This window comes from Pseudoalteromonas sp. SG41-1, assembly GCF_014164575.1.
Lineage (GTDB): Bacteria > Pseudomonadota > Gammaproteobacteria > Enterobacterales > Alteromonadaceae > Pseudoalteromonas > Pseudoalteromonas rhizosphaerae.
On record NZ_JACJFL010000009.1, the window covers coordinates 29,281 to 53,743 of the forward strand.

At 40.7% G+C, this 24,463-nt stretch carries 25 protein-coding genes and 1 tRNA gene; 12 read left to right on the forward strand and 14 right to left on the reverse strand.

Annotated features, from left to right (window positions below; genetic code table 11):
* The first annotated feature begins 126 nt into the window (after positions 1-126).
* Genes asnC through recG form a run of 3 tightly spaced genes read left to right on the forward strand, consistent with a single transcriptional unit; the run spans position 127 to position 3,468 of the window.
* On the forward strand, positions 127-585 hold the full coding sequence (asnC, locus tag H5203_RS07905) for a transcriptional regulator AsnC (protein ID WP_145237092.1): 459 nt from the start codon (positions 127-129) through the stop codon (positions 583-585).
* 54 nt (positions 586-639) lie between these two features.
* Entirely contained in the window at positions 640-1,326 is a 687-nt protein-coding gene (gene trmH, locus H5203_RS07910) for a tRNA (guanosine(18)-2'-O)-methyltransferase TrmH (protein WP_145237089.1), read from the forward strand.
* A gap of 60 nt (positions 1,327-1,386) precedes the next feature.
* Positions 1,387-3,468, forward strand: a complete 2,082-nt coding sequence (gene recG, locus H5203_RS07915) for an ATP-dependent DNA helicase RecG (protein ID WP_145237086.1) — start codon at positions 1,387-1,389, stop codon at positions 3,466-3,468.
* A gap of 50 nt (positions 3,469-3,518) precedes the next feature.
* On the opposite strand, the gene H5203_RS07920 is transcribed toward recG, so the two are convergent.
* Entirely contained in the window at positions 3,519-4,436 is a 918-nt protein-coding gene (locus H5203_RS07920; RefSeq protein WP_145237083.1) for a porin, read from the reverse strand.
* A gap of 159 nt (positions 4,437-4,595) precedes the next feature.
* Positions 4,596-5,471 carry a LysR family transcriptional regulator gene (locus tag H5203_RS07925; protein WP_145237078.1) on the reverse strand — a complete coding sequence of 292 codons (876 nt, stop codon included), beginning with the start codon at positions 5,469-5,471 and terminating at the stop codon, positions 4,596-4,598.
* Between the two features lie 91 nt (positions 5,472-5,562).
* Between H5203_RS07925 and H5203_RS07930 the strand changes: the two genes are divergently transcribed.
* Together H5203_RS07930 and H5203_RS07935 are read left to right on the forward strand one after the other, a co-directional pair.
* Positions 5,563-5,937: a DUF413 domain-containing protein gene (locus tag H5203_RS07930; RefSeq protein WP_145237075.1), complete on the forward strand. Its 375-nt coding sequence runs from the start codon at positions 5,563-5,565 to the stop codon at positions 5,935-5,937.
* Between the two features lie 89 nt (positions 5,938-6,026).
* Positions 6,027-7,262, forward strand: a complete 1,236-nt coding sequence (locus H5203_RS07935) for a response regulator (protein ID WP_182758926.1) — start codon at positions 6,027-6,029, stop codon at positions 7,260-7,262.
* Here H5203_RS07935 and rarD read toward each other — a convergent pair.
* Both rarD and H5203_RS07945 read right to left on the reverse strand, forming a co-directional pair.
* A complete protein-coding gene (rarD, locus tag H5203_RS07940; RefSeq protein ID WP_145237068.1) occupies positions 7,259-8,182 on the reverse strand; it encodes an EamA family transporter RarD in 924 nt (307 codons plus the stop codon). The two genes, H5203_RS07935 and rarD, sit on opposite strands and share 4 nt — an antisense overlap.
* A 52-nt stretch (positions 8,183-8,234) precedes the next feature.
* A complete protein-coding gene (locus H5203_RS07945; RefSeq protein ID WP_145237064.1) occupies positions 8,235-8,690 on the reverse strand; it encodes a thioesterase family protein in 456 nt (151 codons plus the stop codon).
* 111 nt (positions 8,691-8,801) lie between these two features.
* Between H5203_RS07945 and recQ the strand changes: the two genes are divergently transcribed.
* The 4 genes from recQ to H5203_RS07965 all read left to right on the forward strand — a co-directional run bounded on the left by recQ (position 8,802) and on the right by H5203_RS07965 (position 13,335).
* Positions 8,802-10,625, forward strand: coding sequence for a DNA helicase RecQ (recQ, locus tag H5203_RS07950; protein WP_145237061.1), 1,824 nt, complete (start codon positions 8,802-8,804; stop codon positions 10,623-10,625).
* A 15-nt stretch (positions 10,626-10,640) separates the two neighbouring features.
* A complete protein-coding gene (locus H5203_RS07955) occupies positions 10,641-10,940 on the forward strand; it encodes a DUF3630 family protein (protein ID WP_145237057.1) in 300 nt (99 codons plus the stop codon).
* 69 nt (positions 10,941-11,009) lie between these two features.
* Positions 11,010-12,716 (forward strand): POTRA domain-containing protein, encoded by a 1,707-nt coding sequence (locus tag H5203_RS07960; RefSeq protein ID WP_404936449.1) that lies wholly within the window; start codon positions 11,010-11,012, stop codon positions 12,714-12,716.
* Positions 12,717-12,768: 52 nt separating this feature from the next.
* Positions 12,769-13,335: a mechanosensitive ion channel domain-containing protein gene (locus H5203_RS07965; RefSeq protein WP_145237051.1), complete on the forward strand. Its 567-nt coding sequence runs from the start codon at positions 12,769-12,771 to the stop codon at positions 13,333-13,335.
* Between the two features lie 72 nt (positions 13,336-13,407).
* On the opposite strand, the gene H5203_RS07970 is transcribed toward H5203_RS07965, so the two are convergent.
* From H5203_RS07970 to H5203_RS07980, 3 genes are read right to left on the reverse strand one after another with little or no spacing between them, the layout of a single operon-like run.
* Entirely contained in the window at positions 13,408-14,466 is a 1,059-nt protein-coding gene (locus H5203_RS07970; protein ID WP_145237048.1) for a succinylglutamate desuccinylase/aspartoacylase family protein, read from the reverse strand.
* Entirely contained in the window at positions 14,453-15,358 is a 906-nt protein-coding gene (gene rimK / locus H5203_RS07975; protein WP_145237045.1) for a 30S ribosomal protein S6--L-glutamate ligase, read from the reverse strand. The genes H5203_RS07970 and rimK overlap by 14 nt, the downstream gene beginning before the upstream one ends.
* A 10-nt stretch (positions 15,359-15,368) precedes the next feature.
* On the reverse strand, positions 15,369-15,797 hold the full coding sequence (locus H5203_RS07980) for an ATP-dependent zinc protease (protein ID WP_182778620.1): 429 nt from the start codon (positions 15,795-15,797) through the stop codon (positions 15,369-15,371).
* A 149-nt stretch (positions 15,798-15,946) separates the two neighbouring features.
* Between H5203_RS07980 and H5203_RS07985 the strand changes: the two genes are divergently transcribed.
* Positions 15,947-16,918, forward strand: a complete 972-nt coding sequence (locus H5203_RS07985) for a zinc transporter ZntB (protein ID WP_145237039.1) — start codon at positions 15,947-15,949, stop codon at positions 16,916-16,918.
* A gap of 6 nt (positions 16,919-16,924) precedes the next feature.
* On the opposite strand, the gene H5203_RS07990 is transcribed toward H5203_RS07985, so the two are convergent.
* The gene (locus H5203_RS07990; protein ID WP_145237036.1) at positions 16,925-19,030 is read right to left on the reverse strand and encodes an ATP-binding protein; all 2,106 of its coding nucleotides are present in this window, start codon (positions 19,028-19,030) and stop codon (positions 16,925-16,927) included.
* Between the two features lie 351 nt (positions 19,031-19,381).
* A tRNA-Arg gene (locus H5203_RS07995) sits at positions 19,382-19,456 on the reverse strand.
* 256 nt (positions 19,457-19,712) lie between these two features.
* On the opposite strand from H5203_RS07995, the gene H5203_RS08000 reads away from it, so the two are divergent.
* Positions 19,713-19,895 carry a helix-turn-helix domain-containing protein gene (locus tag H5203_RS08000; protein WP_145237033.1) on the forward strand — a complete coding sequence of 61 codons (183 nt, stop codon included), beginning with the start codon at positions 19,713-19,715 and terminating at the stop codon, positions 19,893-19,895.
* On the opposite strand, the gene H5203_RS08005 is transcribed toward H5203_RS08000, so the two are convergent.
* Genes H5203_RS08005 through H5203_RS08015 form a run of 3 tightly spaced genes read right to left on the reverse strand, consistent with a single transcriptional unit; the run spans position 19,892 to position 21,607 of the window.
* Entirely contained in the window at positions 19,892-20,698 is an 807-nt protein-coding gene (locus H5203_RS08005; RefSeq protein WP_145237030.1) for a phosphotransferase, read from the reverse strand. The genes H5203_RS08000 and H5203_RS08005 overlap by 4 nt on opposite strands.
* Before the next feature lie 8 nt (positions 20,699-20,706).
* Positions 20,707-21,330 carry a nicotinamide riboside transporter PnuC gene (gene pnuC, locus H5203_RS08010; protein ID WP_145237027.1) on the reverse strand — a complete coding sequence of 208 codons (624 nt, stop codon included), beginning with the start codon at positions 21,328-21,330 and terminating at the stop codon, positions 20,707-20,709.
* A gap of 25 nt (positions 21,331-21,355) precedes the next feature.
* A complete protein-coding gene (locus H5203_RS08015; protein WP_145237024.1) occupies positions 21,356-21,607 on the reverse strand; it encodes a hypothetical protein in 252 nt (83 codons plus the stop codon).
* A 131-nt stretch (positions 21,608-21,738) separates the two neighbouring features.
* Here H5203_RS08015 and H5203_RS08020 point away from each other — a divergent pair, with 131 nt between their 5' ends.
* Positions 21,739-21,978 carry a DUF2960 domain-containing protein gene (locus H5203_RS08020; RefSeq protein ID WP_145237021.1) on the forward strand — a complete coding sequence of 80 codons (240 nt, stop codon included), beginning with the start codon at positions 21,739-21,741 and terminating at the stop codon, positions 21,976-21,978.
* A 9-nt stretch (positions 21,979-21,987) separates the two neighbouring features.
* Here H5203_RS08020 and alr read toward each other — a convergent pair whose 3' ends face one another.
* Both alr and dnaB read right to left on the reverse strand, forming a co-directional pair.
* Positions 21,988-23,067 carry an alanine racemase gene (gene alr / locus H5203_RS08025; RefSeq protein ID WP_145237018.1) on the reverse strand — a complete coding sequence of 360 codons (1,080 nt, stop codon included), beginning with the start codon at positions 23,065-23,067 and terminating at the stop codon, positions 21,988-21,990.
* Positions 23,067-24,446: a replicative DNA helicase gene (gene dnaB / locus H5203_RS08030; protein ID WP_145237015.1), complete on the reverse strand. Its 1,380-nt coding sequence runs from the start codon at positions 24,444-24,446 to the stop codon at positions 23,067-23,069. The genes alr and dnaB overlap by 1 nt, the downstream gene beginning before the upstream one ends.
* Positions 24,447-24,463: the final 17 nt, after the last annotated feature.

Below are 24,463 nucleotides of genomic sequence, written 5' to 3' on the forward strand. Positions count from 1 at the left end.
AAAGCAATCCTCAATCATTTTGCACTTTAATTCAATAACCAATAACAAAAACACCTTTACCATATTAATTTGATTAATTTAGTGGTATAAAAAATGATGATTCAATAATTTAAAGATGATATTTATATGGAAAATTATCAAATCGATAATCTTGATAAACAGATCCTCCACGCATTAATGGATAATGCTCGCACAGCCTATGCAGAATTAGCCAAACGGTTCGCCGTTAGCGCAGGTACAATTCATGTACGGATTGAAAAAATGAAACAAGCGGGGATCATTACAGGCACCCAAGTTAGCGTCAATGCCAAGCAGTTAGGCTACGATGTGTGTTGTTTTATTGGCATCAACCTCAATAATGCTCGAGACTACCCACAAACCTTATTGCATCTAAAGGAACTCGAAGAAGTCGTTGAGGCTTATTACACAACCGGTAACTACAGTATTTTTATTAAGGTAATGACCCGTTCAATTGATCATTTACAAGATGTATTGATCAATAAGATTCAAGCTATCGAAGCTATTCAGTCAACCGAAACGCTAATATCACTGCAAAACCCAATTAGCCGCTCAGTAATGCCTTAAGACGGTAATTCCCGTATAATAGCGGCAATTTTATGAGTTCAGACAAGGCTAAAAATGGAAAACACCCGCTATCATCGCATTAAACACGTACTAGATCGTCGTCAAACCGATTTAACCGTGTGCTTAGAAGATGTGCACAAACACCATAACTTGTCTGCAATTGTTCGCAGCGCTGATGCTGTGGGTTGCCATAATGTTCATGCAGTATGGCCACAAAACCAAAAATGGCTCACCAATAATACCTCTGGGGGCAGTAAAAATTGGATCGCAACTCACTTACATAAAGATATCGACAGCGCTGTGGCTATGATGCGCCAGCATAATCCGCAAGTACAAATACTCGCTACTAACTTATGCCCTGATGCTGTTGACTACCGTGAGATTGATTATACTCTGCCAACAGCCATTATTGTCGGCCAAGAAAAAACCGGGATCTCTCCACAAGCACTTGCCCACGCAGATAAAAACATTATTATTCCAATGCAAGGTATGGCGCAGTCTCTGAATGTGTCTGTGGCCGCTGCACTGATATTATTTGAAGCACAAAACCAACGCCTGCAAGCTGGCTTATATGAGCGCACCATGCTGGATGAGAGCATAAAACATAAGATGCTATTTGAAGGTTGCCACCCAATCATTGCACAAAAATGCAAAGAAAAATCGCAACCCTATCCAGCCCTCGATGAAAATGGTGAAATCATCGCTGATGATGAGTTTTGGCACAAATTAAAACATGCTTGATGACAGGCCTGTTCGCACGTAAACTAAAAAGTATCTAAAAATGAAAGATTTGAGCGTATTGTGTCAAAGCCAACTTTAAGCCGCTACCCAATCACTGACCTCAAAGGCGTTGGTCCAAAGATGGCCGAGCGGCTAAAAAAACTCGGCATTAGCACAGTGCAAGATATGCTCTTTCATCTACCGCTTCGATATGAAGACCGCACCCGTATTTATGCTATCAGTGATTTAGCTATGCATAGTCATGTCAGTATTGAAGCCACCATAGAAACCAGCCAAATTACCTTTGGTAAACGTAAAATGCTCGTGTGCCAAGTTAACGATGGTACTGGACGACTCACCCTGCGATTTTTTAATTTTACTGCAGCACAAAAGAATACCTTAAGTAGCGGTAAGGTGATCCGCTGTTTTGGCGAGGTACGACGTGGCAGAGTCGGTTATGAAATGACTCATCCTGAATACAGCCTCAGCGATACACCGAGCGAACAACCAACAGCAACCACACTAACGCCTGTTTACTCGACAACGGAAGGGTTAAAACAACTGTCGATCCGTGCATTAAGTGATCAGGCGATTGCATTACTTGAAAAATATCAGGTAGAAGAGTTATTGCCAGTGCAATTCCAACACGCTGGTATGGATTTAACTCAAGCACTGCTACTTTTACATCGCCCCGCTAATGATGTAGATATCACCGCATTAGAGCAAGGCCTGCACCCGGCTCAACAACGTTTAGTGTTTGAAGAGTTACTGGCGCAAAATTTGAGCTTATTAAAATTACGTCAACAAGGACAGCAAGTAAAAGCAGTTGCTCTGAACCCTATTAATCATCTGGAGCATGATTTTTTAGCGCAGCTCCCCTTTGCTCCAACCAACGCGCAAAACAAAGTCGTCGCTGAAATAAAAAACGATTTGCAGTCTCCTTATCCAATGATGCGCTTAGTACAAGGCGATGTTGGCTCAGGTAAAACCCTAGTTGCGGCACTGAGCGCCTTAACAGCTATCGCACAGGGCTATCAGGTGGCATTAATGGCACCCACCGAAATTCTGTCAGAACAACATGGCATTACTTTCGAAAATTGGTTTACGGCTTTAGGTATAACTACAGCATGGCTCGGTGGTAAAACCAAAGGAAAAGAACGCAGCGCAACGCTTGAAAAAATAGCATCAGGTGAAGCGCAAATGATTGTTGGGACTCATGCGTTATTTCAAGAACAAGTAACATTTAATAACCTAGTGCTTATTATTATTGACGAACAACACCGCTTTGGCGTCCATCAGCGCTTATCGCTACGAGAAAAAGGCCGTTTTGGTGATTGCTATCCCCATCAACTGGTTATGACAGCAACACCGATCCCACGTACACTGGCGATGACAGCTTATGCCGATTTAGAAACGTCCGTGATTGATGAGTTGCCACCAGGACGTACCCCAATTAAAACCATTGCACTACCTGATACGCGTCGTGATGAAATTATTGCTCGTGTAAAAACAGCCTGTACCGAGCAAGGTCGTCAAGTATATTGGGTATGCACCTTAATTGATGAATCGGAAGCATTGCAATGCCAAGCAGCAGAAGATAGCGCACTGCAATTAACTCATGCACTGCCAGAGTTAACTATAGGATTAGTTCATGGCCGTATGAAAGCAGCAGAAAAGCAAGCTATTATGAGCGAGTTCAAAGCTGGAAAGATTCATATATTAGTGGCGACAACGGTCATTGAAGTCGGTGTAGATGTGCCGAATGCCAGTTTGATCATCATTGAAAATCCTGAACGGCTTGGCCTTGCACAATTACATCAGTTACGTGGTCGAGTTGGTCGTGGTGCAATCGCATCCCATTGTGTGCTTTTATACCACGCACCGCTGTCTCATACTGCACAAAAACGTTTGGCTGTTCTAAGAGATAGCAATGATGGTTTTGTAATTGCAGAACGTGATTTGGAAATTCGTGGTCCAGGTGAAGTGCTCGGCACAAAACAAACAGGTTTAGCGGAATTTAAAATTGCTGACTTAACCAGAGATAAGCACACACTCAACTTAGTCAGACCTATCGCACTACAAATGCTCCGCCAGTATCCTGAACAAGTAGAACAACTAATCAATCGCTGGCTTGCGGGTAAATCAGTGTATGCACAAGCTTAATTGTAAAAAGCCTTACTGTAATAAGTAAGGCTTTTTCAACAGTCTAAAGACTAAAACTTGTATTCCATGCCAACACCTAAGTAATCTTGATCAACATTGCTGTCCATATCAAAATTAGTGTAGAAGGCAAATAGCGTAGTGTTTTTGCTCAATGAGTGATCAACACCAGCAGAGATAGCTGATTTTTTATCACCCGCATCAAAATCCATTATCTGGTATTGAACTTTAAATGTATTGCTATCAAGGGTATAAGCCGCATTAACTAAATAACCATCGGCATCACCGCTACCATCCACTTTTTCTTGGCTTTGGTACATTGCACCTAGTTTAATATCAGCCACTTTACCTTGCACGGTAGCGCGTACAACATCATAACCATTGACTTCACTGTCGGCAGCAATTGATGCATAAACGTTACTCTTCTTCAGCCCAGCATCGCCATAAGTAAGTGCTAATGAATAACCGCTATCGCCATCACTGTCTTTTTCTGCAACGTAAGTTGCAAGCACTTTAAAGCCACTTAAATCCTTTGATGAATAAGTAACTGTATCACTAAGACGGTTTTCACCTTTGAATAAATTTTTAATATCGCCTTCAAGGTCATTAAATAAATCAAGCTTACCTTGCGATTGCTTTAAAGCAGTATCATTACGACCAAGCACAACTTGACCAAATCCACCTTTTAAACCGACGTATTGATTACGTGACGTAAACGTGTCTTTTGAATCATCAGAAACATTAACTTGAAATTCGAACTTATAAATAGCTTCTAAGCCATCACTGATGTTTTCAGAACCTTTAAAACCGATTCGCGATGCATTGCTTTTAATTTCGCTGAATGACCCTTCACCGTCATCCGAAGATTGCACAGAGACATTTGCTTTACCATACACATCAACATCAGCAAATGCAGAAAAAGATAAACCACTTAACACAGCTAGTAATAGGCTCGACTTTGCAAATTTCATATTATTTCCTCAATAAACGCAACAGACTAATTTTTAATTCGCTGCATTTTGCCTGCGGTAAATGACAGAAATATTACAACAGAAATATTTATGACTCATATTATTCATAAAAAGGAACAACAAAAGACATCAAATCAACACAAAACTGTCATATATAGCTTACTTAGCACTAAATTCACTGCTTATTGTTGGTGTTAATTCCAGTAATAAATTAACCAACGTCTCAAGCAAGGGTTTTTGTTCATTATCTCTGTGATAAGCGACAAAAATATCCCGAGAAGTATGTTCCACATCAGACACTCGATGTAGCTCCCCTTTATCTATATGGCTTTTCGCTAAAACTTCAGGAATAAATGCACTACCTCCACATTGTAGTATCAAATCTAATGCAATGCGTCCTGTGCTGGTACGAAAATATGGTGGAGTGTGGCCAGTAAATTGCCGTGCATGCCAAAGTGAGAAGGTAGTTCCCCAGTCAACATAGACATATTGATTATCAAAAAAGTTATCATTAGCAGCTCCTTCAAATGCACTGATAGGTATAATTGGCAAGGTGCAAATACGCTCAACTACTAATTCATCCACTTTTGGTGGATCAAATAAAATCGCTAGATCTAAGGTGCGCTCTAATAATAACCTTGTACTTTCTTGCTGTGCTTTAACTTCAGCCACCAGCGATACCCCTGGCATTGCAGAAACAATATTAGTGATACCAAACTGTAAAAAAGCATCCCAAATATTGGGCGTCCCTGCTAAACTTACTTGCTTATGCATATTATCAGCAAGAGCAACATCGACTTTAGCTCGTTGCATACCAGTAATAATCATTTGCGCATGGGGTAATAAGCGCTCCCCTGGTGCAGTCAATTGGATGTTATTACGTTGGCGGATAAATAAATTAACCCCTAGTCCTTGTTCTAATTGACGAATTCGAAAACTCACCGCAGACTGCGTAATGTAAAGGTTTTCAGCCGCTTTACCAAAGTGACGAGTACGTACCACTTCGACAAAGGTTTTCAATAAATCTATATCCAATTATTTATCCTCACGATAAAAATTTTTTGTTTAATAAATTGCGCAACTTGATCCATACTCCAGCTTGAAAATAGGGTATGAGGAAACAGCCATGAGCAATGATATTTCACTACTTCGCCAAGCATTTGTAAGCCAACGTCAGTTTTATGATGATCAAAACTTTCCGCGCGGATTCGGCCGCAGCGGTAATTTCACCTTACTAGAAGCCAGTATCCTTGAACAACACGGTGTTGTTCTAAAAGGGTTATATAATAAAACCCTTGAACCACAAAATGAAATCCAAGAACAATTTTTTGCCGTTGTCTCTGGTAATCAAGAACCAACCAACGCAATTGAACGTGCGTGGATTAAATACCTAAAGCTAACGACCTGTAAAGCAAAGTTTCATACTCTGTTTGGGCGTTCTAAAATTTCAAGTCCTGCACCACAAAATCCAGACTACTATTCGGAGTCTGATAGTTTATAAAAGTAATGGTGTTATTTGCTTTTTCGTGTTTTAACAGTTACAACTTGTATAACTGAATAAACTTGGCTATGCCAAAAACAAGGTGTTACGTGACACGAAAAATACTCATCATTGAAGATACGCCAACTATAGCGCGAGTGCAAAAACACATTGCAATTAAAGTTGGCTATGACGCTGATATAGCTGGCACATTAGCGCAAGCAAAAGAGTTAATCAGCAAAAATAGCTATTTTTGCGCAGTGGTAGATTTTATTTTACCGGACGCTCCGCAAGGGGAAGCAATTCCCTGCACTATAGCAGCTGATATCCCCACCATTGTCATGACAGGTAACATAGATTTAAAAACCCGTGATACTGTTGAAAAATACCCAATCATTGATTACATCACCAAAGAAAATAAACAAGCTTACCAATATTTAGAAAAACAGTTACAACGCTTACCTCGTAATGAAGAGGTCAAAGTATTGGTGGTTGATGACTCTGTTGCAACTCGACATCATATCTGTAATTTACTGAAACGCCATAAGTATCAGGTTTTAGAGGCCAATGATGGTGTTGAAGCGCTCGCCGTACTGGAAAAAACTCCCGATGTAGCCGTGATCATTACTGATAATGAAATGCCCAATATGAATGGTGATGAATTATGTACTGAGATCCGCCGTTTATACAGCAATGATGAAAAAGCCATTATTGGTATTTCAGGTTCTGATACTTCACACCTTTCCGCACGCTTCTTAAAAAATGGTGCTAACGATTATTTACGTAAACCATTTAACAGCGAAGAGTTTTATTGTCGTTTGAGCCAAAACGTTGACATGCTAGAGCAAATTACGACTATTCGCTTGCAAGCCAATACTGACTATTTAACTAAACTACCTAATCGTCGCTACTTCTTTGAAGAAACCGCAAAATCGTTAAAACAACTGAAGAAACAAGAATTAACACCTTCTTTAGCAATGTTTGATATTGACCACTTTAAAGCAATCAATGATACCTATGGCCACGATGCTGGTGATGAAGTACTAAAAGGACTTTCAATTTGTTTTGCAAAATACTTTACAAAAGACTTGGCGGCTCGTTTAGGTGGTGAAGAGTTTGCAGTGTATTTTAATGACACAAATAAAGATGAAGTATTAAAACGTCTGGATAATTTTCGTCACTTTGTTGAGCTCAATAGCCCTGAATTTAGCAAAGAAAAAATTCAATTTACGCTCTCTATTGGTTACGCACACGGACCTGTTTATCAAATCGATGAATTATTAAAACAGGCCGATATTAAGCTTTATGAAGCCAAAGAGACTGGCCGCAATAAAGTCATTGCTTAAACAGGCTTAGTGGGTGCAGGGATATTTTCACGTTTACGCTTTTGTGATTGTCGATAGGAGTCCCAACTAAAGATAGCCAGCGCACTCCAAATACAAGCAAATGTTACTATTCGTTCAGCACTAAATACTTCACCATAAAATACCACCGCCAACACAAACATTAAACTTGGCCCAATATATTGGAAAAACCCTAAAGTAGTATACTGCAATCGCTTGGCAGCACCTGTAAAGCAAAGTAGTGGCAGTGTGGTAATAACGCCTGCACTGATCAACAATACATTAGTATGCCAATCATTCGCTACGAAATCAGAGCTATTCGATGGCGCCATTAACCACCAATATACTAAAGCAACTGGCAATAATATTAATGCCTCTAGTAGTAACCCCGGCAATGATTCGATAGGTAACTTTTTACGAAGTAAGCCATACACCGCAAATGACCCTGCTAATGAAAGTGCGACCACCGGAAATGAGCCAAAACTAATAACTTGGATCACCACACCACATAACGCCAGACCAACCGCTAGCGCTTGCCATTTGCGTAGTTTTTCACTTAAAAAAAGCATACCTAGCAGTACGTTTAATAACGGATTGATATAATAACCAAGACTTGCATCAAGCATATGATCATTATTAACCGCCCAAATAAATAGCCCCCAGTTAAAGCCAAGTAAGGTGGCCGTAATAACCAGCATAGCAATGAGTTTAGGGTGTTTAAGCACATGCTGTACTTTATGCCATTGCTTCATTACTGCAACAATGATGACGATGAATAATACCGACCAAACCACACGATGCATCAGTATTTCAAAAGCTGATATATGCTGTAGTAATTTAAAATAAATAGGTGCTAAGCCCCACATAAAAAAAGCCATACAGGCTAAGATAACACCTTTACGCTGTTCAGGATTAGTTGGCATAGATTGTTTCTGATGTAGTTTAATGGCGGCTAGTTTACCTGCCAGCTACGCTTTATCCAACTAAATAAGTTGCCGTACCAAAAGCTATTTGAATGCCTTGTTCATTATGGAGCTCCATCCGGCATACACATACTTTATTACCGGAGCGAATTAGCTTAGCACTGGCGGTAAATTCAAGCCCTTTGCCTGGACGCAAGTAATCAGTGCGCAAATCGATGGTGCCGAGTGTCGCTAGCTTGGTTTGAATACTAACTATATTAAGCTCAGTGAGCTTATCTATCATCGCCGCCGCCGCTAGCATCCCCCCCACATTATCAAGCACCGCAGAGATCACCCCACCGTGGAGAATTTTTTGAGCAGGATTACCAATAAAGACATCCTGCCAAGGAAAGCTTATTTGCGCTTGTTCCGCATCTAGTGATTTAACTTTTATTTGTAAAAACTGGTTAAACGGCATTTGCTCTACAAAAACTTTAGCAACTTGGTCAATTAAAATGGCTTTATTCATTATTATTATCTGCAAACTTTATAACTGGTAAGATGAGTAAAGCACAACTAAAAAGAAAGTGCGATAAAAAGCACCTATGCAAGGTCGTCTAAAAGCTCTAAAATGTCCGCGATGAATACACCAAATCCCACAGCAAGCACCGTAGTGCGCAGTCCCGCAGCTATACTCAAACAAGTGTTTGGTTATAGCGAATTTCGTGATGGCCAAGAAACGGTGATCAATGCAGCCCTTAACGGCCAAGATTCGCTAGTATTGCTGCCAACTGGCGGCGGCAAATCAGTATGCTACCAAGTGCCCGCGCTTGCCTTAAGCGGTCTGACAGTCGTTATTTCGCCATTAATTTCCCTTATGCAAGATCAAGTATCACAATTGCAAGCGCTCGGGGTGAAAGCAGCGTATATCAATAACAGTTTAAACCGCGACGAACAGCAGCAAATATATCAACAACTGCACAGTGGTTTGCTCAAGCTACTGTATGTTGCACCTGAAAAAGTGCTGCAACATGAATTTAAAGAGCGCTTAAGTCATCTTAATATTAGTTTATTTGCGATTGACGAAGCTCACTGTGTATCGCATTGGGGCCATGATTTTCGCCCTCACTACTGCCGCTTAAGCGAACTAAAACAGCGCTTTGCAGATGTGCCTATGATGGCGCTCACAGCGACAGCTGATAAAGCCACGCGGTTTGATATTGTCCAGCAGCTTGGTTTAAATGACCCCTATATACACACTGGTAGTTTCGATCGACCAAATATTCGTTACACCATTGAAGAAAAATTCAAACCGCTGGCGCAATTACTTCGCTACTTAAAAGAACAACAAAATCAAAGTGGTATTATTTATTGCACCAGTCGCAAACGAGTTGATGAAATAGCTGAAAAGATCGCTGATGCGGGAATCAACGCAGCGGCTTACCATGCTGGTATGAGTAACGAGCAACGCCAATTTGTACAAACCGGTTTCGCCCGTGACGATATTCAAATAGTGGTGGCTACTGTTGCCTTTGGCATGGGCATTAATAAACCCAACGTCCGTTTTGTACTGCATTATGATATTCCCAAAAGTATCGAGTCTTACTATCAAGAAACTGGCCGTGCTGGCCGTGATGGCTTGGCCGCTGAAGCTATTATGTATTTTGATCCGGCCGATATTGGCCGTGTTAGGCGATTTTTTGAAGACATTGAAGATGAACAACGTCGTCGTGTCGAAGAGCAACGTTTTAACGCCATGGCCAGCTTCGCAGAAGCACAAACATGTCGTCGACAAATACTTCTTAACTATTTTAGTGAATATCAACGCGAACCGTGCGGTAACTGCGATATTTGCCTAAATCCACCAAAAAGTTTTGATGGTACTTTAGTGGCACAACAAGCCCTTTCGTGTGTGTATCGTGCCGAACAACGGTTTGGTTTAGGCTACATAGTTGAGCTACTGCGCGGAGCAAATACCAGCCGCATTAGGGATAACAATCACCACCAACTCAGCACTTATGGTATTGGTAAAGACCACAGTAGTGAATTTTGGCTCAGTATTTTACGCCAACTTATTCACCAAGGCTTACTAAGTCAAGATATCACCCAAGGCTCAGCACTGCGCTTAACAGAAGGTGCTCGCGCTATTTTGAAAGGTCAATACGCGCTGCAAATGGCTGAACCACGTCTGCAAGCGAAGCACGTATACCAAGACAAGCTCGCTCAGTTTAATTACGATAAAAAGCTATTTGCCAAACTACGTGCCTTACGTAAAGAGCTTGCCGATGCGGATGATGTGCCACCATATGTGGTGTTTAACGATAAAACCCTCGCAGAAATGGCGCAACTAATGCCAACCAATGACAGTGAATTTCTCAAAGTGTCAGGAGTTGGCTTTACTAAACTCAATAAGTACGGCAGCCCTTTTTTACACGCCATACGCGACTACTTAGCCCAGTCTTAAATAAAGAGAAAATTGATGACTCAGCTGCAACTAGATAATCAACATAATGCTATTATTATTATCCCCAGCGAAATGCCCAACGATGATGATTTCGAGCTTTGGGCGCAGTTATTTTTACATGGCCCAGAAATAGTAATTGGTGAATTTGCAGCGGGAGCGGATCGCCACCAATGCCGCTTTACGTATGCGCAGCAGAGCTTTAATTTAAACTTTGAACATTACAGTAACAGCATTTGGATTAATGGCGAAGGCATTGAAGCTGAGCATTTATTAGCAGCTTTAGCACACTATTTTCTTACACTATTGCAACAATGAGGTAGACTTATACACTAACTTAGTGTGTAGTGGGTAAACGCTAAAAACCCATAATCAAGGATTTCAATGGTGATAAATAACGCTTATGCACTTTTATTGTCTAGCTGTTGCAGCACTTTGCTCTATTCATCCTATGGCTTAGCGCAATCGTTTGATGACGGGCAGCAAAGTTGCAGTAATCAGCGCACAACTACACCCACTGAAAAAAATCTCCGTCGCCAACTTGATGTTGATATACAGCTGCCAGAAAAAACTAATAATGCAAAAATAGCCCAGGTCGAACTTGAGCAACTCAACGTCTTCAATACCAATTTAGAAGCAGAAAATAACGCATTATTTCGCTTTGCCAATCGTGTTCATATGACCACTGAGCCAGACGTTATAAAAAATATTTTATTGTTCGAACCTGGTGATCACTATGAGCCGAAAAAACTCGCCGAATCAGAGCGCTTATTACGTCGTCAAGGTTATCTATACGATGCCAGAATAAAAGCAGAAACTAACTGCGATGGTGACATTAATGTAAAAGTGATCACCCGCGATTTATGGACGTTACTCCCAGAAATTAGTTTCAGCCGCAGTGGTGGCGAAAATAAATCGAGCATTGGGTTTCGCGAATCCAATTTATTTGGCTGGGGTAAACGCTTGTCACTTGCTCGCACTACCGATGCAGAACGTAATGGTTACCTGTTTGTTTATGATGATCCTAATATACTTTCAAGCCGCTACCGTGGTCGTATAGAATACTCAGATAACGACGATGGTAAACGCCATTTATTCGAGCTTAGCTACCCTTTTTACTCTATTGATACGCCTTACAGCTATGGTTTATTAAGCTTTTCTGATCAACGAATTGAATCTCTTTACAAACGTGGTGAAGTATTTAGTCAGTTTACCCAGAAAACAGACTATAATCGTATTCACTTTGGTCACTCTAAACAGCTTGCTAATAATTGGACTCAACGTATTAGCGTCGGTTACACCCATGAACAACAAGCATTTGAAAGCACTGTAAATACCGTCACACCATTGGCAGAAAAGCGAGAGCTAAGCTATCCATATATCAGTGGTCATTGGTTTGAGGATCACTACATAAAAGTGCGTAATTTCGACAGTATTTATCGTACTGAAGATTTAAATCTTGGTTGGAATGTGCAAGGTTTATTAGGCTATGCAAGTGAAGAGTTAAGCAATGACGATAGCCGCGCTATTTACTCTTTTGATGCGAAAAAAGCTCATTTTAGTGGCGATAATACCCTTTGGCGCTTTCATGCTAGCCTAGATGGTAATTGGAACGAACAACAAAGCAAAGTAGAGAACTTACTCGCGAGCACTCAAGTGCAGTATTATTTAAACACCAGTTTGGAACAATCGTGGTATGCCAAAATACGCTTAGACTATGCTAAAAACCTAACCCCCGACAAACAGCTAATCTTAGGCGGCGAAAATGGCCTACGTGGCTATCCGCTAGACTACCAACAAGGCGATCGTAGTTTTTTAGTTAACCTTGAAAAACGCTATTACTGGGAATACGACCTGCTTCAACTGTTTAAAGTTGGTGGAGCTGCATTTTTTGATATTGGTCGCGCTTGGTTTAATGACCAAAATAACGGTAAAAATGGCCAAGTATTGAAAAATATAGGTATCGGGTTACGACTCGCCCCAAGCAGAGCAAATGCAGGTACTGTGATCCATTTAGATATCGCCGCTCCACTTGATAAAAGTGATGATGTTGATTCTATTCAATGGCTAGTCACTGTAAAAAATTCCTTTTAAAGTGTGCTAAAAACGCTAAACTAGTTGCTCCTAAACCGCATTTGGATTGATTGTGGAACTGTTAGATATTCTTAGCACGCAGTATAAACTCGTCGTCACTTTAGTTGCTCTGTTACTTTTTCCTGTACTATTAAAACTGACTAAAAAATTACTCGAAAAAACTATTAAGGGCAAAGTCGATATTCACCGTAAATATCGTGCCGAACTATTACTGAAAATTATTCTCGCATTTGTAATGCTGTGCTTAGTGTTAGTTTTTTGGGGTATTGAATTACGGGGTTTACTGGTACTTGGCTCATCTTTGTTTGCCATGCTAGGTGTTGCACTATTTGCAGCTTGGTCGCTATTAAGCAATCTAACCTCGTTTTTGCTAATGTTTATTCAAAATGACTGTCGTGTTGGTTATTGGGTTAGAGTTATTGACGGCGCGAACTTTGTTGAGGGGCGTATTGTCGAGATGGGCTTGATGAATGTGGTATTAGAACATGTTGATGGGCACCGAGTTATTTATCCTAATAACCTATTTGTTACTCGCCCGGTGATGGTTTTAAATAAAGAGCCGAAACCTACTAAAGCAATCGCGGTTAAGCGCGCTATTGGACCTAAAAAGCTGCAATAAACGAAAAGCACATAACAAAAAGCCGTTTAAGAATATCCTTAAACGGCTTTTTTGATCAGTTGCAATCAGCAATTAATTATTTAATTCCGCTGTTTTTAACTCATCTTCAATATCACTTATTTCATCAATAAAGGTTTCAAGCTGTTGTTCTACCAAGCTGTTTGCGTGAGCAAAATATGCTAAATGAAACACTGCATCACCTTCATTAACCAGTGGCATAGTTTGTTGACCAATCACTATACCACTTCTTGGCGCTAATAATTCCAGCTCAGAATCACCGAGCGGGCTACTGATATAAGCTAATATTTGCCCTTTCATTACTCGCTCACCCAATGATACTTGCGCACGCACAATGCCATCGACTTCAGCACGCACCCAACTGGTTGAGCTGGCAATAATTGGCTCAGGTAACTTTTTAGCGCGCTTGCCACGGATCATTTTTAAATGACGCATGACATAATCAACGCCTTGCATACCAGCCGCTATTGCAATTGGATCAAACCGCAGCGCTTCTCCAGCTTCGTATGTGATCACCGGAATACCTAAGTTCGCGGCCTCACTTCGCAGTGAACCATTACGAAGTGAGGCATCAATAACGGCTGGTGTACCAAATGCATTCGCCATTTGTGCCGTTGCTTCATCACTCAAATCTGCGCGAATTTGCGGTAAATTGGTGCGATGTATTGCGCCAGTATGTAAATCAATAATATGCGTACAATGAATGGCCACTTGCGAAAAAAACATATGTGCCATACGTCCAGCAAGCGATCCACGAATAGAACCTGGAAAGCTGCGATTCATATCACGGCGATCAGGTAAATAACGTGACTTATGAATAAAACCAAATACGTTAACAATCGGTACAGCAATCAGCGTACCACGCAGCTGGTTAGCATCTATTTTTGCTAATAATTGGCGTACGACCTCTACGCCATTGAGTTCATCACCATGAATAGCCGCACAGACCATTAAAACAGGCCCTGCTTGAACTCCATTCACTACCTCTATTGGGATATTCAACGGCGAATGGGTGTACAGCTTAGCTGCTTCTAGGGCCAGCGTCTTACGCTCACCGACACCCACCGTTTCACCTAATAAAGTAAACGCACTATTGATTCTAACCTTTGCCACGCGTTGCGGTCCTTTTGGTTGCAGCGGTTTTTTCGATAAATTCGATCACCATACCTGCAATATCTTTTCCTGTTGCTACTTCGATACCTTCAAGACCTGGTGAAGAGTTAACTTCCATTACCAAAGGTCCGCGAGATGAACGAAGTAAATCAACCCCAGCTACGTTCAAGCCCATTGCTTTAGCTGCAGCTACTGCTGTTCTACGTTCTTCTGGCGTAATACGCACTAATGTTGCACTGCCACCGCGGTGTAAATTAGAACGGAACTCACCATCTTGTGCTTGACGCTTCATTGCGGCAATCACTTTGTCACCAAGTACGAAACAGCGGATATCAGCACCACCAGCTTCTTTAATATACTCTTGTACCATGATATTAGCTTTTAAGCCCATAAAGGCTTCAATAACACTCTCAGCAGCTTTACGTGTTTCAGCTAACACCACACCAATGCCTTGAGTACCCTCTAACAGCTTAATAACTACAGGTGCACCGCCAACCATTTCAAGTAAGTCTTTAACGTCATCTGGCTTGCTAGCAAAACCGGTTACCGGCATACCAACGCCTTTACGTGATAACAACTGTAACGAACGTAATTTATCTCGCGAACGTGAAATAGCAACTGATTCATTAACAGGAAATACATTCATCATTTCAAACTGACGCAGTACTGCACAACCATAAAAAGTAACTGAAGCACCAATACGCGGGATTATGGTATCAAAATCTTTTAAATTTTCACCGCGATAATGGATCTCTGGTTGCTCAGAGTTAATGTTCATGTAACAACGTAATGCATCGATCACTTTTACTTCATGACCACGCATCTCAGCGGCTTCAATTAAACGACGCGTTGAATATAAATTCTTGTTACGAGATAAAATACCAATTTTCATAGTTAAAACCTTAACTATCTAATAAATGAGATAAAGCCGGATCAACGACTATACGATTTTCCATGGCTGTGCGCCCTAATAACATTCTAAACTTCATACTCGCTCGGCTGGTCAAAGTGACTTCTATTGGCCAACTTTTATCACCAGCGCAGAGCTTAGTCTCAATAAAATACCGCAACTCACGCTGCCCACTTGAGCTGGTTACATATTTCATCTTTTTTACTTTAGCAGCACACTCAATTTGAGTGTGCTCATCTTCTTGCAAAGGCTGAGCAATAAATTTAACCCACTTTTCGCCTTCTCGCTCATATTCTTCAATATTAAGAGCATGAATACATGACGTACGGGCGCCCGTATCAATCTTAGCCTTAATTTGATTAATGCCAAGCTCAGGTAAACTTAACCACTCACGCCAACCAACAATTATCTTTGCCGTCATAAATGTGCCCTTTAATAAAAAACTGTCTTATACGCTACACGGATAAAAACACAAATGAAATAATTTTATCCAAATGATAAGCTAATTTAATTGACCTAAGTCACTCAATAGTCAACTATATTAACATACAGGATTAATGAGAATTTACTATGTTCAATGGTTTACTACACGCACTTATACTTGATGAACAAGGCGGCGCACGCACAATTGATAATAGCGCAGACCTACATAACTGGCAGCCTGAGCAAGGTAAATTGTGGGTTCATCTTGATTATAGCCAAAGTGAAGCCATAGATTGGTTACAAAACAGTGAATTGTTGACTGATTATGAACTTGCATCATTAACAGCCGATGAAACACGCCCTCGTATCACCAAAGTAACTAACGGTTGTATGTTGTTTTTACGAGGCGTGAATTTAAATCCTGCGCAGAGCCCTGAAGACATGGTCTCAATTCGTTTATTTATCAATGAAAATGTAGTGGTCACTACCCGAAAACGCCGTTTACTTTCAGTCCAAGATATTTTAGCTGCACTGGAAGAAAAAACTGGGCCAGTTAGCATTTCTGAATTAGTTTGCCAACTTACACAAAATCTTACCTCACGTATGCAAGGGGTAATTGATGGTTTAGATGACACTCTCGATATTTTTGAAGATGAAATTGACGAGCCGACCAAGCGCTTTGATAACCAAGGACTGTCGCAGTTACGCCGTCAATCAATTGGTTTAAAACGCTACTTAAGGCCACAAAAAGAAGCGCTCAGTACTTTAATGGCAAACAAATACAGCTGGCTTAGTGAAAACGACAAAGCCAAGTTAAACGAAACCACCAATCTACTGATCCGCTTTATTGAAGAATTAGACAGCTCTATTGAACGTGCGCAAATTATTCAACAAACCATTACTAATCAGGTTTCTGAACAATTAAATCAGCGTATGTATGTGATGTCGGTGGTTGCGGCACTGTTTTTACCGCTAGGATTTTTAACCGGTTTACTTGGCGTAAATGTAGGCGGTATCCCTGGTACAGAGAGCCCTTACGCATTTAGTTTTTTTGTTATATTTTTAGTCGTGATCACCGGTGCCATCGGCGTTTACTTCAAAAATAAAAAGTGGCTTTAAAAATACTCACGGTTGTTCAATTACATTGATTGGTATAGTAATGATAAAAGTAGTGCCAGTACCTAATTGACTCTGGCACTCTATCGTACCGGCTAGTTTATGTATTACTAAATTATAAACAATGTGCAACCCCAAACCTAAGCTCAGTTGTGCGTTATTCGTAGAAAAGAACGGGTCAAATACTTGCTTGCGGACATCTTCTGGCATGCCTTTACCATTATCGCTGATTATCAGCTGAAGTTGTTCATCATGTTTACTCACTGTAATGTTCACCTCCCCAGGCGTTGAATCATCAAAAGCGTAAACTAAGGCATTTTCCACTAGCTGCCCTAAAATTTGCGAGAATGCACTTGGTGAGGCAAAAAAACGAATTTCTTGCTGGTATTGGCATTTAACTTTATGAGGGGTTTGGTCAACACGTGAGTGGATTGACAGCAGAATATTATCGATATACTCACCTAAGTTAAACCAGCGATTTTCCTGTGTATCGTTGTCTACCGCAACTTGTTTAAAGTTATTGATTAGATTGGTAGCTCTGTGGAGATTAACGCTCAATAACTCTGTGCTTTGTATTATATGATCATAGGCCTGATTAAACTCCTCTCTCGACATGTTACCCGCAGCCGCTTTGCCATGAATAGTTTTCGAGGTGCTTTCCAGTACTGATGCAGCCGTGACGCAAATGCCCAATGGGGTATTTATTTGATGAGCAACTCCAGCAACTAATCGTCCTAACGACGCATGCTTTTCATTTTCAATTAACTGTTGCTGAGTACGTTTTAGCTGTTCCAGCGATAATGTTGCTTCTTTGGTCTTAGTCTCAAGCTCAGCAGTACGCAGAGCCACTTTACGCTCAAGTACCGCATTTAACTGTTTTACTTGTTGCTGTGAAGACATCAACTTGGTATTCGCATCTTCAATCTCACTGACGTAGCTTTTTACTTGTAAGTACACATCATTTAAAGCAGTAATAATTGGGGTAAACTCATTGCGTTTAGCATACTCAACTGGCAGTAGATTAACTTGCTTATTACTACCATAACGAATAGAGCTTTTTATGATATTTAATACCTGATCAAAAGGGCTAAACAAAGCTTTGAGGATAAAAATCATCAGTATAATAAAGCCGAGCCCTATGCCACTGCCTGTGATTAAGGCCCAAGAAGACACTTTATCAACTTGTTTACTTAAATCATTTTTAGGAACTAATGAGCCAAAGATAAAACCGCTCTCACTAAGCTGATAAAAAATATACTTATCTTCAATTGCTAGCTGCTCAAACCCAAAGCTATTGACCTTACTTAACCGACTTTGAGCTACTAATGTTGCCGCCCAAGGAAAGTCATCGGTCAACTGCTGTACCGTTTGAGGCTTGTCTGTAAAGCCAATAATTAACTCAGAATCCCGGTGAAATAAAAATGATTGTGCATTTTCGGTCACTTTAATGCTGACTAAAAACTCACTTAACTCAGCTAAAGACCAGTCGAGCGTCGCCATACCAATCGGACTGCGGTTATCGTCAAGCATCACCGCATCTATGGTCATCATCAACGAGAATGAGCCTGCATCATCGTAATAAGGGTTAGTCCAAAATATAGGACGATAGCTTGATTGGTTTAATCCCCACCCTTGCTGTACAGCAAGCTGGTACCAATCCTGAGAAAAATAATCGTACTGTGGTGTATTGAGGTCCCACGTAAATTGCAGCTGTTTATTTTCTTTATATACATATGGGCCAAAATAACGATACTGCTCATCCAGTACCTGCGGTTGATACCAAAGCCCTCCGCCCATAGCTTGCTCAAAACTAGTAAACTTGTTTTGTAACGTGCGCTGAGCCAGTTCCTTGATATCAGCCATGGGAGTAGATTTTTGATGACGCAGAAAGTATAACTGCTCACCACTTAGAGCCAGATCGATCGCATGACCTTGCATTTGTTCTGTAAGATGATTGATACGGGAAATAGTGCCATTAAACACAGCCTGAATTTCATTTTGCTTAAATTCATCCAAAGATTCTTTGTAAATTAGCGTGTTGAATAACTGTAGGGTTGAATAAGCCAATATCTCAAACAAAATGACAAACACCAGAATACGGGTTTTAATATTCATTCAATCTCCAGGGTACCCTTTGCTAAAGAGCTCATTTAACACAACACTCACAGGCATTGCCAAATAACAACTGTGCTCGACTTACTTAGTATGCAAAAGGACATGAAACTGTAATCCCCCCATTTTTAATGGAGGCGAGCTGTAGTACATAATACAATTCCCTAAGATAATGAATTATGAGTATAGTCCAGTTGTCAGTTTTACCACTTGTGCAATTTATTTAATTCAAAATATTAGTAGGGGTTTATTTACATCATGAGTACTAAAATAGTGTGATTGAGGGCAAACACAGTGGAGTAAGATAGAGAGTTTATTGATGGCCTTTGATGAAAGGCTGGGCATTATTGCAAATGGCGCTCTCGGTAGGGATCGAACCTACAACTCAGCCTCCGGAGGGCCACGTGATATCCATTTCACCACGAGAGCACATTTGTGCCACCACACCAACTCGCGATATCAGTGCTTAGGCCGAGCAATAATAAAGGCATATGCAATTAAATGCTAGCTTCTATCGCTTAGATGCTTAATAATTCAGCAAATTATAATAAATTACTTCACAAGCAAGCAAAAAACAGCTATTAAATTATACTTAATAAAAATCACTAACCATTTTGCAACATATAAATGCCCGTTTAACGACTTTTTAAGGCGCTTGTAAAAGGTTTAACATGAGGAAGTATCTATGAGTTTAATGTCAACCGAGCAAGTAGCGGAGTTTTTAGGGGTTAAAGTTGAACGTGTAAAGCGTCTTGCCCGGGAAAGTTTATTAATATCGAAATCTGTTGATGAAAACGGCGAACCACTATTTGATGCAGATGAAGTTGCAAAATACAAAGAACTTGCGGCGCGTTTTGGTGGTCTTTAACGATGCTCCATTGAGCTAATCAAACAATCCAACTGCGTACGCAACTCAGTCACTTTATTATCGACTGAGCGTGCGCTATACCAACAAATACACAACACTAAAAACACCAACTGATAGCATTCAAGCTTTTGCAGTGAATAGTGAAATTTTTGAATAGCAGGCAATTGCTGTTGGTAGTTTGAAAGTAAGCTATTTTTTTGCTTATCATTCAACGCAAAGCTAACAGTTAGTGCTGCTAAATCGAAGTATACGTCATTACTTTTAGCGTACTCAAAATCAATTAAAAACATGCCTTGGCTATTCACAATAATATTTTCTTTTACTAAATCATTATGGCAAAAACCTTCATCACGGGGTAATAACGCGATTTGCTTTAATGCATCCTCAACGCTTGCTTGATATTGCTGATATAAGCGAGTTTGTTTATAAAAATCCAGCTCATACTTTATATCCATCGCCTCAGTAACAACATCATGGCAATGAAAAGCAATCAACTTTTGCAACAACTCTAAAGTGTAATCCCCTTGTGCAATATCCCCCTCTAGGTATTCAAAAATCGCCAGCTTGTTAACTTCATCAGTCCACAGTGGTTTGGGGCATACCTGCTGCTGCGCAAATACAGTTTGTGCTGCCAAGCCTTGCGCTGGCCAATGCTCGCGATAGCACTTTAATAAAAAAGCCTGCTGTGCAGTACGCACTAAAAAGTTATCGTTACTTAAACCGCTAAATAGCCGCTCATTGCTCAATACCTTTAGTTGTGGATCAAAAGCGGCAAAAATGCCGCTAATTTCTTTACCTGTCATACTGCTTCTTATAATTGCGCCAAAGGCTTAGCTTGATTTTGCTCATACTCTTCATACCAGGTTTTAAACCCCCATGCTGCCATTATGGTGTAGAAAATAAACAGCGCTAATGTTGGGTAGTAGCCTTTCTCGTAATACAAATACATCGAAGCCGCATCAATAACAATCCAATACAGCCAATTTTCCAGTACTTTTTTCGCAACTAAATACGTTGTAACAACAGCAAAACAGGTTGTAAAACTATCTAAATAAGCAAAGTCTGCATGGGTGTGATTGTTCATCACATAACCAAATATTAATGCCACAATCGAAGTCGCAATAATAATGAATAAGTGTTGATGCAAGCACCATGAGGTAATCACTAATTGATGTTTATTAGCGTCGCCTTTTCGCCATATTACCCACCCATAAACCGCCATATACATATAGTAAAAATGCAATAGCGATTCCATTAATAAAGCACCATTCCAATACATTATGGTATAAATAAGGGTGCTAAAAAATGCCGCAGGCCAACACCACAGATTTTCTTTTATTGCTAATAGCAAATATGCCATAGAGAGCGCCACTGCGATATATTCCCAGTGCGACATTGCAGTAAACCCTGCGAGAGTTTCTGTAATAAATTCCATAATTGATCCACTAAGGCTTTAGCTGCTATTGGGGAGAGAGATCACCATTGAGGAATTTACAAACAAAAATAGCTTTGCCAAACTCTTCGTATGAACGTTTTATCTCTGTACTAAGCACTGACATTACTAAATCGTAATCCCCAAAAATTTGCGTCGACAAAGTATTTGTTATTACTTTTAAATCGTCATATTCATTTAAGCGATCAATAAACCCCTTAATAAATGGGATATAATCTTGATGAAGTGGGTACTTACTGATCTCTACAGATAATTTCATGACAATTCCTTGGTTTATTTAAAAATATGACCGTTATTGTAACTTGAGCTAAGCTACAAGTCATTCAAAGGTAGAGCGGATGTCGAAGAAGGTGTAAAATTAACGCAATTAAATTATTTTATGAGTGACTCATGGCACGACGCATTACGTACAAATTTAAAAATCAGCCTCGCGAAATTAATTTTGCAAAAGATAAATATCGCGATATGTATCAGGCTATTGCCGCGGCTGAAGGGATTGATTTAACAAATTATTTAAAGATGGAACAACAAATTGCTATGACTTCAAAAGGTTCTGCGGCAGTGCGTAATTTTCGTGATGAAGAGTTTGCTCGCATGGGTTTTAGCGATGTGTATTTTATCAAAGAGTAACGCTTAGCATTACTCTAAATATTCATAGCTTACCCGTGGGGTAATATTACAGACTAACTCGTAAGGGATTGTCGTGGCACATTGGGCGATTTCTTCAACGGGTAATTCTGGGCCCCACATCACCACCTCATCGCCGACTTTGATGCCATCAGCATTTGCACCAATATCAACACTGATCATATCCATAGAGATGTTGCCAGCAATACCATAACGTTTGCCAGCAATCACTACAGGTGTGCCATGTCTAGCATGGCGCGGATAACCATCACCATAGCCCATGGCAACCACTGCAAGCTTAGTCGGCTGAGCACTTTGCCAACAACCACCATAACCAACACCTTGCGCGGCATCAACATCGCGAATTGCAATGACCTTAGTGGTTAAGCGCATCACTGGCTTCAGCTGATGGTCTTTGCCAGAAGTGTTAAGCATTGGTGATACACCATACATCATCAAGCCTGGACGTACCCAGTCGCCATGACCTGCAGGCCAAGCTATAATACCAGCCGAATTTGCTAAACAATGTGCTTGTTGTTTGCCTTGCACTAATGAATCAAACAAAGCAATTTGCTCAGCTGTTTTGGGATCATTAACATCATCGGCACTGGAAAAATGCGTCATTAAATTGATTGTATCTTTAGCGTTATTCGTCGCTTGCAAGCGCTGATAAAAATCATTCAACTGCGTTGGTGCAATCCCTAAACGATGCATACCGGTATTGATTTTTAACCAGCAACTGATTGGTTCATCGAGCTTTGCATTTTCAAGTGCCCTGAGCTGATTTTCATCATGGATAATGGTTTGAAAGTTATTGGCTAATAAAATCGGCAAATCATCTTGATGGAAAAAACCTTCCAGCAACACAATAGGCTTGGTCAGCCCACCCGCCCGCAGTGCTAGAGCTTCATCTATTCGTGCCACTGCAAATGCGTCAGCATCATTAAGGTGCTGCGCTATTTTCACTAAACCATGGCCATAAGCATTGGCTTTTAATACCGCCATAACTTTACTATTAGGCGCAAACTGTCGCACTTGCGCTAAATTATGAGCAAGTGCTTGTAAGTTAATTTCGGCAATAGCTAAACGCATCAGTAATCATCATCTACAGCAGGTCCGGCGTAATTATCAAAACGCGAGAACTGACCTTGGAAAGTTAAACGTACTTTACCAATTGGACCATTACGTTGTTTACCTATGATAATTTCAGCAATCCCTTTCTCAGTACTGTCTTCGTTATATACTTCGTCGCGGTAGATAAACATGATTAAATCGGCATCCTGCTCGATAGAGCCTGATTCACGTAAGTCGGAGTTAATTGGGCGTTTATCGGCACGCTGCTCTAGAGTACGGTTTAGCTGCGACAGTGCTACGACTGGGCATTGGAGTTCTTTTGCTAATGATTTAAGTGACCGTGAGATTTCAGCAATCTCTAAAGTACGGTTATCAGAGAGGCTGGGAACGCGCATCAGCTGCAAGTAATCGACCATGATCATACTTATCCCACCGTGATCACGAGCTATACGACGCGCACGTGAGCGAACATCTGTTGGAGTTAGACCTGATGCATCATCAACATACATCTTTCCTTTTTCCATCAGTAGCCCCATGGTTGATGAAAGACGCGCCCAATCGTCATCATCCAATTGACCGGTGCGCACTTTGGTCTGATTAATTCGACCAAGGGATGCCAACATCCTCATCATAATCTGCTCCGAGGGCATTTCTAATGAGTAAATAAGCACAGGCTTATCTTGTGTCATTGCGGCATGTTCAGCTAAGTTCATCGCAAATGTGGTTTTACCCATCGACGGACGGGCGGCCACAATGATTAAATCTGATGGCTGCAAACCAGTGGTCATTTTATCTAGATCGGCATAACCGGTACTTACCCCCGTCACACCATCTTGTGGCGACTGGTACAACTCTTCGATTTTATCGACTGTTTTTTCTAAGATGCTGTGAATACTTTGCGGACCATCGTTACTTTTTGTCCGCTGCTCAGCAATTTTAAACACTTTACTCTCTGCAAAGTCGAGTAAATCGTGGCTGGTGCGCCCTTCCGGATTGAAACCTGCTTCGGCTATTTCATTGGCAACGCCAATCATTTCACGTACCACAGCACGTTCGCGTACGATATTCGCATAGGCGTCGATGTTCGCCGCACTTGGCGTATTTTTAGCAATTTCAGCTAAATAAGCAAAACCACCGATACCACTGAGTAAATTCTTTTTCTCTAAGCTCTCTGATATGGTGATCAAATCGATTGGATCGCCTATTTCAGCAAGCTCGACCATGGCTTCAAAAATAAGCTTATGGGTACGTGTATAGAAATCTTGCGAAACGACCAACTCGGCAACACGGTCAAAGGCTTGATTATCAAGCATTAAGCCACCTAAAACAGATTGCTCTGCTTCAATGGAATGAGGAGGAACTTTAAGAGTGTCGACTTGTTTATCTGGTTTAGCCATAACTTCGCAATACTAAC